At 51.1% G+C, this 12,423-nt stretch carries 11 protein-coding genes and 1 pseudogene; 7 read left to right on the top strand and 5 right to left on the bottom strand.

Annotated features, from left to right (window positions below; translation table 11 throughout):
• The 7 genes from GX117_08195 to bshB1 form a co-directional block, all read left to right on the top strand.
• The coding region (locus tag GX117_08195) for a hypothetical protein (protein NLO33319.1) at positions 1 to 400 on the top strand (400 nt) is incomplete at its 5' end.
• 17 nt (positions 401 to 417) lie between these two features.
• Positions 418 to 1,578, top strand: a complete 1,161-nt coding sequence (locus tag GX117_08190) for a 1-deoxy-D-xylulose-5-phosphate reductoisomerase (protein ID NLO33318.1) — start codon at positions 418 to 420, stop codon at positions 1,576 to 1,578.
• Positions 1,575 to 3,254 (top strand): PDZ domain-containing protein, encoded by a 1,680-nt coding sequence (locus tag GX117_08185; protein ID NLO33317.1) that lies wholly within the window; start codon positions 1,575 to 1,577, stop codon positions 3,252 to 3,254. The genes GX117_08190 and GX117_08185 overlap by 4 nt, the downstream gene beginning before the upstream one ends.
• A 54-nt stretch (positions 3,255 to 3,308) precedes the next feature.
• Positions 3,309 to 4,628: an aspartate kinase gene (locus tag GX117_08180; GenBank protein ID NLO33316.1), complete on the top strand. Its 1,320-nt coding sequence runs from the start codon at positions 3,309 to 3,311 to the stop codon at positions 4,626 to 4,628.
• An 80-nt stretch (positions 4,629 to 4,708) separates the two neighbouring features.
• Complete coding sequence (locus GX117_08175) at positions 4,709 to 5,482, top strand: class I SAM-dependent methyltransferase (GenBank protein NLO33315.1); 774 nt, start codon at positions 4,709 to 4,711, stop codon at positions 5,480 to 5,482.
• Positions 5,479 to 7,038 carry a bacillithiol biosynthesis cysteine-adding enzyme BshC gene (gene bshC / locus GX117_08170; GenBank protein NLO33314.1) on the top strand — a complete coding sequence of 520 codons (1,560 nt, stop codon included), beginning with the start codon at positions 5,479 to 5,481 and terminating at the stop codon, positions 7,036 to 7,038. The genes GX117_08175 and bshC overlap by 4 nt, the downstream gene beginning before the upstream one ends.
• Positions 7,032 to 7,754: a bacillithiol biosynthesis deacetylase BshB1 gene (gene bshB1 / locus GX117_08165; GenBank protein NLO33313.1), complete on the top strand. Its 723-nt coding sequence runs from the start codon at positions 7,032 to 7,034 to the stop codon at positions 7,752 to 7,754. Before bshC ends, bshB1 begins: the two co-directional genes overlap by 7 nt.
• 22 nt (positions 7,755 to 7,776) lie before the next feature.
• On the opposite strand, the gene GX117_08160 is transcribed toward bshB1, so the two are convergent.
• From GX117_08160 to GX117_08140, 5 genes and pseudogenes are all read right to left on the bottom strand, one after another.
• Positions 7,777 to 8,793: a deoxyguanosinetriphosphate triphosphohydrolase gene (locus GX117_08160; protein ID NLO33312.1), complete on the bottom strand. Its 1,017-nt coding sequence runs from the start codon at positions 8,791 to 8,793 to the stop codon at positions 7,777 to 7,779.
• A gap of 82 nt (positions 8,794 to 8,875) precedes the next feature.
• Complete coding sequence (locus GX117_08155; protein NLO33311.1) at positions 8,876 to 9,955, bottom strand: 3-isopropylmalate dehydrogenase; 1,080 nt, start codon at positions 9,953 to 9,955, stop codon at positions 8,876 to 8,878.
• Positions 9,956 to 10,060: 105 nt separating this feature from the next.
• A pseudogene (locus tag GX117_08150) lies at positions 10,061 to 10,513 on the bottom strand (sigma-70 family RNA polymerase sigma factor).
• Between the two features lie 265 nt (positions 10,514 to 10,778).
• Complete coding sequence (locus GX117_08145; protein ID NLO33310.1) at positions 10,779 to 11,459, bottom strand: hypothetical protein; 681 nt, start codon at positions 11,457 to 11,459, stop codon at positions 10,779 to 10,781.
• Positions 11,460 to 11,604: 145 nt separating this feature from the next.
• Complete coding sequence (locus tag GX117_08140) at positions 11,605 to 12,345, bottom strand: alpha/beta hydrolase (protein ID NLO33309.1); 741 nt, start codon at positions 12,343 to 12,345, stop codon at positions 11,605 to 11,607.
• Positions 12,346 to 12,423 lie beyond the last annotated feature (78 nt).

The raw sequence follows: 12,423 nt of genomic DNA, 5'->3' as shown, positions 1-12,423 counted from the left end.
GCTTGCTGTGGATCGGGTCAATGAAAAGATTGCTCATTTATATGAACCCGCTCATCCCGCCGTACTGCGCATGATCCACGCTGTATGCAGCGCGGCGAAAGCTGCCGGCATCGAATGCAGCATTTGCGGGGAAATGGCGGGTGACCCGCTCTATACAGAATTATTGATCGGTCTCGGTATTAAAACGCTGAGCATGGCTCCTTTCGCTATTCCGCCCATACGTGCGGAAATATCGCAGATATCATCTGTGAAAGCCCATGCCTTGGCTGAGCAGGTGCTCCAAACGAGAACTGCTTCCGAAATTAAAGCGCTGATCACCGAACGACACCAAAAACGTACCGAAAGCTTTGAGAAGCTGTTTCTGCACGACAACAACGACCTTTCAAAACGGTCAACCTGAGGTATGCTCCGCCATCCATGGTAAAACATGTTTCCATACTGGGCTCTACCGGCAGTATTGGCAAGAGTACTCTTGAAGTTATCCGCAATAATGCAGATCGCTTTAAAGTCACGGCTCTTGCTGCCAAACGCAATATAGCATTATTGCGCGAGCAAATCCGAGAATTCCGACCGCAGGCGGCCGCTGTTTACGATGAGGACGCCGCCGAGATGCTGCGCCAAGAAGTGAGCGACTGCATCATCCTTTCCGGGAAAGACGGACTCGAAGAAGCCGCTGCCCGACCCGCAGACACCGTAGTCTGCGCACTCGTCGGGGCGGTGGGGCTCCATCCTCTGCTTGCCGCCATCCGCGCACGCAACCCTATCGCCATCGCCAATAAAGAACCTTTGGTCATGGCAGGACGCTATATCGTTGAGGAAGCGGCGCGCCATGAGGTACCTTTATTGCCCGTGGACAGCGAGCACAGCGCGATTTTCCAATGTCTTCATGGGCACAACAAATCTGCCCTGCGCTGTGTTCACCTTACCGCGTCGGGCGGGCCCTTTTACGGCTATTCCCCCGAAGAGCTGCGTACCATTACACCGAAGGATACGCGCCGCCATCCCACATGGGACATGGGCGCTAAAATTTGTGTTGATTCCGCTACCCTTATGAACAAAGGTTTGGAAATTATTGAGGCGCTGTGGTTGTTTGGATTAACATCCGAACAGATTGAAGTGGTTATATATCCGCAGAGTATCATACACAGTATGGTAGAATTTGTGGATGGCAGTATCCTTGGCCAGCTGGGGGTAACGGATATGCGTATCCCCATCGCCCTGGCGCTAAGCTATCCGGAACGGCTGCCTGCTCCGCAACTGCGCTTGAAACTCACCGATCTTTCAGAATTGAGTTTTAGCACGCCCGATTGCACACGCTTTCCGTGTCTGGCATTGGCGCGCGCTGCAGCAGAGGCGGGCGGCACTGCGCCGGCCATATTAAATGCCGCAAATGAAATTGCAGTCGATCGATTTTATGCCGGTCAGCTTGCATTTACTGATATTGCAAAAGTAGTGTCCCGCACTTTAGACGAGTGTATGCCTTCCGACGATTACACGCTGGAAGCAGTACTTGAAGCGGACGCAGAATCGCGCAAGCGCGCACAAACTATAATTACAATGATGGGAAAAAGCGGATGATAATAAATTTAATTGTATTTTTTGCTGTTTTGAGCTTGCTCATATTCTTTCATGAATTGGGGCATTTTCTCGCCGCTAAAGCTTTCGGTATTTATGTAAAACGTTTCAGCATCGGTATGCCGCCCCGCCTCTTTGGATTTCAATGGGGAGAAACCGATTATTGCGTGGGAGCCTTGCCCATCGGCGGTTTCGTCATGATGGCAGGGCAAGAAGACGTGCCGCTCAGCGACGAGGAACGGGAAGAACAATACGGTAATGTGCCTGAAGAACGGTGGTTCAAAAATAAACCCGTCCTCCAAAGGGTCTGTGTATTGCTCGCAGGACCTACCATGAATCTTTTGCTCGCCGTACTGCTCTATGCCATTGTCGGGCTTGTGGGCAGCATGGTTCCCGAATGGGAAGTGGAAGCGCGGGTCGGCGATATTGAAACGAACGCGCCTGTTCTCGAAGCGCCTTTATATTTGTATGACGCGCAAACAGACGGCCCCGCCGGTGATGAAGCAGTAGCGGTGGGATGGCAAGTGGGAGACAAAATTGTCAAGGTCGACGGACGCAGCATCAGCAATATGACCGATCTTGCTGTGGAAGCTGTCTTGGGCGGCGACGAAAAATCACATACCATTTTGCTCGAACGGAGCGATGAAGACGGCGTTACGACACAATACCTTTCTTACGTAACCCCGAAAATCCTGGACGATACGCGGCATCCCCGTTTTGGCGTAGGACCTTTTGAAACAGCGCTGATCGGGTATATACTGGACGACTCCCCCGCCGCCGCCGCGGGATTTCAAGAAGGCGACATTATCCGAGAGATTGACGACATCCCCGTCAGCCTGACCGGATTTATCTCTTATATTGAAGATCGCGACGAAGGCAGTTCCGTTTCGATCACCGTCGAACGGGACGGTAAACAGAAAAACATTGCCGTCATGCCCCACACCATCGGCCGGGTACGCGGTTTAAAATTCGGCGCCTTGAATACCGACGATCTTTGGGGTGTAGTCAGCGCCGCCGCAGAGCAATCAGAAGCTTTTGATCTCAAACCGGGCGATACGATTTTGGAAGTAAACGGGGAACCTTGTTCCGCAGAAACCTTTCACGAAATGGAAACATCCCATCCCGGCGAAAGTATCGCTTTAACCGTAAAGCGACCTGCGAAAATGTTCGGCATGGTTCAGGATGAGAAGATTTTCACCGTGACGGTGCCTATCGATCCCGTCCGTGCTATCGGCGTTTCGCTCCGTCCTCAGTTGGTGCTGCAACGAATTCCGCCCACAAAAATTGTGCAACACGCCTTTTATCAAAGCTATCTTGCTGTTGATCGTACGATCATGACCATTGTGGGACTCGTGCGGCGGACGGTGAGCCCGAAAGAACTGGGCGGACCGCTCATGATCTTTGAAGTGACCACCCGTGCAGCACAAGCCGGGCTGGACTGGCTCATGAAGATCACTGCTTTCATCAGCATCAACCTGTTTATATTGAACCTTCTGCCGCTGCCCGTGCTGGATGGCGGTCAAGTACTCGTTAACGGTATTGAAGCGCTGCGCGGCAAACCGGTCAATGAAAAATTTCTCGAACGGATGCAGCAGGTGGGCATCATCCTCTTAATTGCGCTCATGCTTTATGTGACCTATAACGATCTTGAACGCTTTATCATGGGATGGTTGTCTTAATACACGGTTTGCCCTGTTTGTGCAGCTCTTGCACGATTAACTTTGGAGGAATCTATGGATCGAGTGACCTGTAAATTCGGAGGCACGTCTTTGGCCGATGCCTCGTGTATAAAAAATGCCATTGCCATTATTAAAGCCAATCCGGCACGACGCTTTATCGTCCCATCGGCTCCGGGTAAACGAACTCCCGACGACAAAAAGATTACCGATCTGCTCTACGCATGGCATCATATGGCACAACATGGCTTAGATCCCTCTGAACCATGGCGCATTATTGAGACCAGGTTCAGTGAACTCGCACAGGCGCTGAACCTTCGCTTCGATGTGAGCGCCGCATTAAAAGAGATTGCCGCACAAGCCGGCGAAAACAACGATTCCGACTATATGGCGTCCCGCGGAGAATACCTGAATGGCCGGCTCATCGCCGAACTGTTGGACGCAACCTTTATAGATCCTGCAGACTGCATCTTCTTTAAGGAAAGCGGCGAATTAGATCCCCGCAGTTACGAGGCACTGGGCGAAAGCTTGAAGGGTGACGGTCTCTTTGTCATACCCGGCTTCTACGGGCGCAAAAAAGACGGAACCATCAAAACCTTCTCACGGGGCGGAAGCGATATTACCGGCGCTATTGTGGCGCGCGCGTCACACTCAAGCTTGTATGAGAATTGGACAGATGTGCCCGGCTTTTGTATGGCTGATCCGCGAATCGTTCCCAATGCCAAACGCATTGAAGAAATTACCTACCGTGAATTGCGGGAACTCTCCTATATGGGCGCGACCGTGCTCCACGATGAGGCTATTTTCCCCGTACGTGAACCGGGTATCCCCATCAACATCCTGAACAGCCGCACCCCCAATGAGCCGGGAACCATGATTGTCGCCAATCGCGAAACATCCAATCCCGTTTGCGGTATTGCCGGGAAAGCCGGCTTTTCTATGTTCAACATTGATAAAACGCTCATGAACAAAGAACAGGGTTTCGGCAGAAAGCTCTTGTCTATTTTGGAAGGCATGAATATTAGCTGGGAACACATGCCCTCCGGCATTGATACCATATCGGTCATTATGCGTGATAGTGAAATCAAGGGAAAGCAAGAGGCCATCTTGGAAGAAATCACGCGACAGTTGGAGCCCGATGAACTCAGCCTTACCACGGATCTGGCGATTATTGCCACTGTCGGCAAAGGAATGAATAATCACGTGGGCGTAGCAGCCCGTTTGACCCAAGCTCTTGCTCAAGCCGGGGTTAATATTCGCATCATCAATCAAGGCTCTTCCGAAATGAATATCCTCATAGGCGTGATTTCTGAAGATTTGGAGAAATCAGTCCGTGCTATTTATGATGCCTTCCACGACTGGAAGAACTTGACGTAATAGAATGAACACGTCGATTTGAAGCGTTTAAACACGCTCCTACTCTGAGCGTGCAACGCGAATCAGTCATATTAAAAACGATGAACTACTCTAACGAGAAAGATGATACGGCGATTTCCAAAGACTGGTATATAGAGGCTTTCGGTCCTTTATATCCGGTGATCTATGCGCACCGCACGCTGGAAGCAGCGGCGAAAGAAGTTCACTTTGCACGTGGACACGTGGGGCTGACCGACGCAGACAAAGTCTTGGATCTCTGTTGCGGAACAGGCAGGCATCTGGTCGCTTTACAAGACTCGGGCGCAACCCTGACCGGAGCCGATTACTCCAAAGATCTGCTTCGCGTAGCGAAAAAGCAACTGCATGGACGGACGCGCCTCGTCCGTACTGATATGCGGGAACTCCCCTTTACAACCGCCTTTGATGTCCTTTTCAATTTCTTTACCAGCTTTGGCTATTTCTTCGAAGAAGCGGATAACCATAAGACCCTCGGTGAAATGAGCCGTGTCCTGAAAACAGGCGGCCGTTTTTTTATGGACTATCTCAATCCGCAGGTTGTGGAAGCAACACTCGTTCCCCTATCACAACGGGAAGCCCCCCCCTATCAGATCCGCGAAGAACGGTGGATCGATCATAAAACGCGGCGCGTCAATAAGCAGGTTTTTATTTATCATGAAGGCACCTGCATTAAAAAGACCGAGGAGTCGGTACGTCTCTACAGTTTGGAAGAAATGCACGCTAATCTGAAAACCGTAGGCTTTCGGATTCAAGCGTGCTTGGGCGATTACGACGGAAGCGTCTTTGATCCCACCAGTCCGAGGATGATTCTTTGCGGTGTAAAGGGGGATACGTGACTACGATCCAAGAGGCTTATTCCCAAGGACACGCTGAAATCCTCTCCCGGTTTGCCGCCCCTCCCGAAACATTGCAGAATAGAAAGGCGCGGCCCGGAAAGGTGTCGCCCGCATTGGCGCAACACATCAACCGATTCCAAAAGGACTTGGGCACAGAGAAAAGTCCGCTCACCGGCTCCGAAGCCTTTATTGTGACCGGACAACAACCGGGCTACTTTACAGGCCCCTTATATACGATTTACAAGGCGATCACGGCAATACAAGGAGCGCGGCATGTATCGACAGCTGAGACGCCATGTATCCCCCTCTTTTGGACTGCCGGTGATGACCATGATTTTGAAGAGATTCAGACGGCGCACTTTCTCAACAAAAAGAAAGAGATTCTGTCCCTCTCCTGTCCCGACATCCGATCTACCCCTGATCTCGCCATGCATGCCGCGCCCTTATCCCAAGAAACCCATGCCTTGATTGATCAAGCGGCGCAACAATGCCAAGGGAGCATGGCAGGTGAGGAAGTGCTACACTTTCTTCACAGCTCCCTTGACCAAAGTTCTACCATCGCCGATTGGTTCTCGCGGCTTATGGCACGGTTATTCCAAAATACGAATTTATATCTTTTTGACCCCGGTTTGGAAACGGCACGACAGCTTGCCGCGCCCGTACTCTACCGAGAGATTGACGCGCCCCTCGAATCCACACGTTTGTTGATTCAAAGTGGTGAAGCACTCGCTGCCCTAGGCTTTGCTGTTCCTATCCACCGGGATGAGCAAGTAGTTAATTTTTTCATTGAGGAAGTGGGTCGACGCAAAAGAGTGCGCTTTATCGACGGCAATTTCCTCGTCGCCGGTAATCGCCGCCCCTTTTCCCTTCGCGCCATGCACCAACTGCTCACCGATGCCCCGGAGAAATTTTCGCCCAACGTGGCGCTGCGCCCCCTTGTACAACAACAGCTGTTTCAGCCCGAAGCCTATATTGCGGGCCCCGGAGAAATTGCCTACTGGGCACAGCTCGCCCCCCTCTTTGCCGCCTTTGAATTGCCCATGCCTATCGTTTACCCGCGCATCCAAGGCCGTATCATCACGGCAAAAACCAAAGAACGGCTCGAGGCATGGAGTCTCGACGTGGCAGAATTAAGCCGCGGCAGACGTGCCCATGCCTTACGTCATGTATTAACAAGAATGGGAGTTACCGACACGCAACAGCGATTTGAAGAAGAGCGTCCGGCACTTGAAAAAACATTGAGGACATTCGCCGATACACTAAGGGGGGATACACCAACCCAACACGTTGAAAAGGCACTCCGTGCATTCATCACCCATACGAAGCACCGCTTAGACAAATTGGAAACTGCGCTGCACTATGCAGATCAGGAAAAGCGCAACCTTGCAGAAACACAACTGATGGAGCTAGCCAATTTCTTCTTACCGCTAGACGCCCCTCAAGAACGGGTACTCACCATATTCACCTTTCTCTTGAAAGAAGGCTGGTATTTTATGGAGCGGCTAATGGACGAATTGGACTGGACCCGCAGCGATGTACAGGAGATCCTATGGTGAACTATACAGAACCGGAACTGGATGTACTGGCAATTGGCGCCCATCCCGACGATGTGGAATTGGGCTGTGGCGCGTTGCTCGCTAAGTTGTCGGGACAAGGGAAAAAGGTCGGCATACTAGACCTGACCCGCGGTGAGCTGGGCAGCCGCGGCGATGCCAACCAACGGGATCGCGAAGCGGCTCGTGCTGCCAAAATATTGGGCATCTGTTGGCGTTCCAATGTGGGGTTACCCGACGGCGGCTTGGAAAACACACCCGAGTTCCAGCGCGTCCTCATCCCCTACATCCGTCAGACACGACCCAAATGTATTGTGACTTTAATGGCACCCGACCGACACCCCGATCATAGCGCAGTCCATGAATTAGCGCGTAATGCCAATTTTCTCGCAGGTCTCACCAAAATTGAGACGGGACAAGATGCCCATCGGGCGAGGCAACTCTACTTTTTTTATCCCTATCTTGAACACGAGACCATGCCCTCAGTGGTTGTGGATGTGACCGAAGGCTTCGCTCAAAAACTTGAATCGCTACGTGCTTATGAATTCCAGCTGTATAACCCTGATTATGTAGGGCCCACCACCTATATCGCATCGAAAGGATTTTGGACGGGCAACGAAGCACGGGCTGCCTACTGGGGCGCACGGATCGGCAAAACCTATGGAGAAGGCTTTTACGTGGATGGTCCCATGCCTTTGGATAACTTACCCATTCCTTAAAAGCGCGATGGCAGTAAATCGCCTAGACCCAATGGCGCGGCAGGAATAGCTGCTGATGGAGGCGCATGGCATATTCATCGGTCATGCCCGCTACGGTGTCGACCGTCCGACGCTCCAAGCTATCTTCCGATCGGTCTTGTTCGCTCGGCTGCGTGGGGTGCTCAAGGAGATAGAAATACAATTCCTTTAGCATACGCTGCGCCTTGACAATCTCCCGCGATATGGCCTCGCAAGGATACAATTCTTGATAAAGAAAATCGCGCAGTACAGCGGTCGCCTCTCTGATAGAGGAGAGAATACCAATGTCCCCCTGATCGGAGCCTTGAATAACGCCCGTAACCATGGACCCGATTCTTTCGGACTGGGAGCTGCCCAGCACCTCTTCCACGCAATCGGGTAATTGCGCTTCTGTAATGACCCGCGCACGCAAGGCGTCATCAACGTCATGGTTAATATAAGCGATGGCGTCCGCTATGCTCACGACCAAACTCTCTTTGGTCATGGGCGGTGTTTCTTCTCCGTAGAGCAGCGATTTACCCATCGAATGATTCAAGATACCTTCGCGAACCTCATGGGTCAAATTCAATCCTTGACCGCTGCTCCGGCTCTCGAGAATGTCCACAACACGGAGGCTTTGTTCATAATGCTTGAATCCGGGCGGGTAGACTTCATTGAGTACGCTTTCGCCGGCATGACCAAAGGGCGTATGCCCCAGATCATGACCCAGCGCAATGGCTTCCACAAGATCTTCATTCAATCGCAGCGATCGGGCAATGGTGCGCGCTATTTGCGATACTTCAAGGGTGTGGGTGAGGCGGGTACGGTAATGATCGTCTTCTGGGGCAAGAAAGACTTGGGTTTTACGTTTGAGCCGACGAAAGGCCTTCGTATGAAGGATGCGGTCACGATCGCGCTGAAAGGCGGTGCGGTAGGGATCTTCGTCTTCCCGGCGCGCACGTCCCCGGCTTTCTTTTACGCGGGCAGCCCAGGGCGCGAGAAGATGATATTCGCGCTCTTCCAATTGTTCGCGTATGGTCAAGCTTTGACTTACAGTCATGGTGGGTATAAGGTGGGTTCCGAAAGACCTTATTGATCTTCCGGAACCCCGTCGTCCATTAGGTTTAGAGTTGTGCCGCTCGGTCGGCAATCCAGTCGCCAATTTTCGTCGTTGTCATATTGGCTTCTTTGATATCTTTCACAGACAGGCCCTTCAGCGTGCCGGAGGTCAGAAAATCAATACAGGCTTGTTCGATCGCCGCTGCAGCTTTCGTTTCTCCAAGATGTTCCAGCAACATTTGACCGGAGAAAATAGCGGCCAGAGGATTGATCACGTTCATGCCCGTATATTTCGGCGCACTGCCGCCGATGGGCTCAAACATGGACACGCCTACGGGGTTGATGTTGCCGCCGGCAGCAATGCCCATACCGCCCTGCACCATCGCGCCAAGGTCAGTAATAATATCACCGAACATATTACCGGTAACAATGACATCGAACCATTCCGGATTCTTCACCATCCACATGGTAATCGCGTCAATATGGGCATAATCACGTTTGATGTCAGGATATTCAGCTTCGCCCATTTCATGGAAGGCGCGTTCCCAGAGATCGTAGACGTAGGTCAGTACATTGGTTTTTCCGCACAGGGTCAGCGTATTCGTTTTGTTGCGTTTACGCGTGCATTCAAAAGCATAACGCAGGCAGCGATCTACTTCATTACGGGTGTAGATCATATTCTGAATGGCAACTTCATAAGGCGTTCCTTTGCGCTGCACACCACCGACGCCCGTATACACATCAGCAGAGTTTTCACGGATAACCACGAAATCAATGTCTTTTGGGCCTTTGTCTTTGATCGGCGTGTCCACACCGGGATACAGCTTAACGGGCCGCAAATTGATGTATTGATCCAGCTCGAAACGGATGCGCAGCAGAATCCCTTTTTCAAGGATGCCGGGCGCTACATCAGGATGGCCAATGGCTCCCAGATACAGCGCGTCGCATTGACGCAGTTCATCGATAGCGGAATCAGGAAGTACTTCGCCCGTTTTCAGGTAGCGCTCGCCGCCAAAATCAAAATTAACGGTTTCAAAATCAACGCCGTATTTTGCCGCGGCGGCGCGCATTACTTTCATTCCCTCATCAAGCACTTCCGGACCGGTACCATCACCGGGAAGCAAGCCGATATTATACTTTGCCATTGTGTTCTTCTCCTGTGGTTGTTGCTATTGAAAAAAAAGTTGAAAAGATTCCTCTATCCCTCATGGCCTATCAGAATCTGAAAAAGCAGGGAGGAAAGCCGAACGCTAACTGCTTACAACGCCCTGGCTGCGGGCATAATCGCCCAAAGCGTCCCGCAACAATTTTCTGCCACGGAAGAGCCGTGACATCACCGTGCCTAAGGGACACTGCATCTTATCGGCAATCTCCTTATAAGACATGTCTTCCAGATCAGCCATTATCACAGCTTCGCGAAAATCGTAGGGCAATTCTTCGATCGCTTTGCGAACCGGATCGTCGACCAGTTCCAATAAATCCGCGCGACGGCGTTGATTGTTCATGGGTGAGCCATCTGATCCGATGATTGTCTCGGGAGCCGCTTCAAGACCGGATAATTCCACTTCAATAGGATGTCTCGACCGTCTGCGATACTCATTTATAAAGGTATTACGCAATATGGTCAGAAGCCACGCTTTAATATACGTGCCTTCCTTAAATTTATCGTGAAAACGAAGGGCTTTTACAACCGCGTTTTCCGTTAAATCTTACTCATCGGTTGGATTACGGGTCGAACGCAGTGCTACCGCATAGAGCAAATTAATATGCGCTAATATAGAAGCTTCAAACTCTTTGGAGCGTTTTGTCGGTGTCAAAGTGGTTCCCACGGCCCTGTATCCAAAATCCTGAAAAGAAAAGGAAAATAAAGCATTCTAATCGTCATACTAATGCTATAAGTATACCAGATAAATACGCAGAAATCAATATCCCGACAAATCTTATCTATCTAGTAGACAATGAAAACGTTTAGCATCGTTTTTTCAGGCATAAAAGGCTTAGAAAAGCCAGACCCAGTAAGCCGCAATCCCCTAAAGACGAGGGCAGAGCGCCCCCTTTTTGAGGCTCGGCGGCACAGCAGCCCGACGCAGCTTCAATCTCATTGGGTGCCGGTTCTGTTTCTCCTTCCTCGTGAGGCGGATTATCTTCACCTTCCCCGAAGATTTCACCTTCCACAGCAGGGGCAGGGTCACGGACTGAAAGGGTTGTTTCTACGCTTTCAGAGCGAAACTCAGGACCGTCAAAGCGAAAAAGGACAAGCCCCGTTATGACAAGATCTGCAGGTGAATCGACGCGCGCTTTTAAGGTATATTCAAGTTTAATCGGAAACTGCGGAGGCGTGATCCAAGCAAACTCTAACTTTTCTGTTTTTCCAGCAAGGGGAAAGACTGCCGGCGCGGCGCCGAGGAGCATTTTCATCTGAACAAATTCCCAGTTTTCAGAGATGGTTTCGGAAAAACCTATGGCACTGGGAACCCGGTCGCAGTGTTGCGCTACGGTAACGACAATCGATACAGCTTTGCCGGGTACATAGCCTTCCTCAGGCAAAGAGCGGGACAGCGAAAAACAGGCATTCTCCTCCGATTCGGAAGCTGTGAGCGGTACCACCCCGCAAAGCACAAAAAGCATACACCAAAGGAAAACACGCATGATTACATCCAATCGTAGTTGCAAAACACAGAAAAACGAAACTTCTCAGCAATCCCTATTTTAAATTAAATGAAGCGGAATTACAATTTTTGTGTTATCCGTAGATGGTGTTCAGAGGTACCCCCCTCCTGTGCTCCGCGCGCCTTCAGGTATCCACAACCCCGCCGACCCTTTTTCCGAGAAAGGAAATCAGTGCCTCTTTAAATTGTTGGCTGAACATGGTTGTCAAATGATCGCCCCCGTCAACATAAACTGCTTCGTAACGGGGCATCATCTCCAACATTTCTTCGACACCTCTGCCCAAAGGATCGCGGGAGCCGACAATGGACAGCATGGGCACTTGGTTGTTGCGCAATTCATCTTCGGTCACCGCCAAATCGCGAAAAGATTTCATCAACGCGCACAATGCTTTGGTATCATTCATCCACCTCATAAAAAAGTTTACGAAACCTATTTTCCATTTTCTCGGCGCACCGGGCTCCAGAAAAAGCAGTAAGGGCTTGTAGCTTTGTGATTCGTCAAGGGTCTCAATAAGCTGCAGTAACACCTCCAAACGATCTCCTTCCGGGCGCTCAAAACCGGAAGCACACGCCACGGCGCTAAGCATACGGTTTGGAAAGGTTTGTGACAGTTTAATGACGATGAATCCGCCCATGGAATAGCCGACTATATGGGCTTTTTCGATCGCGAGATGATCTAGAAGGCGGATCACATCCTCGAGCAATTCGGCACCATATTGTTCCGCATCGTGGGGCTTGGCACTGCGGCCATGTCCGCGCACATCGGGCAGGATTACACGATAACCTGCTTTGCGCAGCGCACGGGCCACGCCGGAATGCCGCCAATTTAAATCCCCATTAATCCCGTAGCCGTGAATGAGAATCACAGGCTCCCCGCTCCCCTCCTCACGATAAAACAGGCGCCCCCCATCCACGTCAAGATATTTTCCGTGAAGACGCTAGAG

The organism is Candidatus Hydrogenedentota bacterium (assembly GCA_012523015.1).
Lineage (GTDB): Bacteria > Hydrogenedentota > Hydrogenedentia > Hydrogenedentales > CAITNO01 > JAAYBJ01.
This window is presented reverse-complemented; position numbering and strand designations above follow the sequence as displayed.